Source organism: Methylobacterium terricola, from assembly GCF_006151805.1.
Lineage (GTDB): Bacteria > Pseudomonadota > Alphaproteobacteria > Rhizobiales > Beijerinckiaceae > Methylobacterium > Methylobacterium terricola.
The window spans coordinates 160,528-161,341 of sequence record NZ_VDDA01000015.1 but is presented as its reverse complement, the minus strand read 5'-3'; the positions used below and the strand labels follow the sequence as shown (position 1 = coordinate 161,341).

1 protein-coding gene is annotated in these 814 nt (G+C 67.6%); it reads right to left on the bottom strand.

Features of this window, described 5'->3' with window-relative positions; genetic code table 11:
* Positions 1-102: 102 nt before the first annotated feature.
* Positions 103-814, bottom strand: a 712-nt coding sequence (locus FF100_RS37295; RefSeq protein WP_171070323.1) for an MBG-2 domain-containing protein, incomplete at its 5' end; no start/stop codon positions are given.

The window sequence follows — 814 nt, the reverse complement described above, 5'->3', positions numbered from 1 at the left end:
TCCGTCAGGTCACTCGGATAGCGACGGCCGTCGTCCTTGTAGAGATCGCGATCCGCCTGCGTCCACATCGGCTCCTCCTGCCAACGACAACGCGCGACTGGCTCAATCAGTCAAACAGGCTCTCAGCGATCCCTGATCGATGGTGTAATGTCCAGGAACGCTGGCGGCGTCGGCGGTGGCGGCCAGACTCCCTGTCAATCTGTCGCCATTGGCGAGTCCACCTCCACCGACCCGATAGGTCAAGGCCGGGTTGGCCCCGCCGTAGACGCGGGCCTGCGTGTCCGCCGTGACGGTCAAGGGCCGGGCCGTGACGGCTAGGTCGGCTCCGACGTAGGTCACGGCGTAGTTCGGCGAGGCCGCCAGGCTGCCCTGGCCGATGCCGTAGGTGCCGATGCTGCTGCCTGTGGCGGCGGTCGTGGTGAGCGCGCCGGTGAGGGCATCGCCGTTGGCGAGGCCGCGCCCATCGATCCTGTAGGACAGAGCCGGATTGGCGTCGCCGTAGACGCGCGACTGCGTGTCGGCTGTGATGGTCAAGGGCCGGGTGGTGACCGCCAGATCCGCCCCGACGTAGCTCACTGTGTAGTTCGGCGAGGCCGCCAGGCTGCCCTGGCCGATGGCGTAGCTGCCGACGCTGCTGCCGGTCGCGGCAGTCGTGGTGAGGGCACCGGTGAGGGCATCGCCGTTGACAAGGCCGCGCCCACCGACCGTGTAAGTCAGAGCCGGGTTGGTGTCGCCGTAGACGCGAGACTGAGTATCGGCCGTGACGGTGATCGGACGCGCAGTGACCGCCAGATCCGACCCAATGTACCTCACT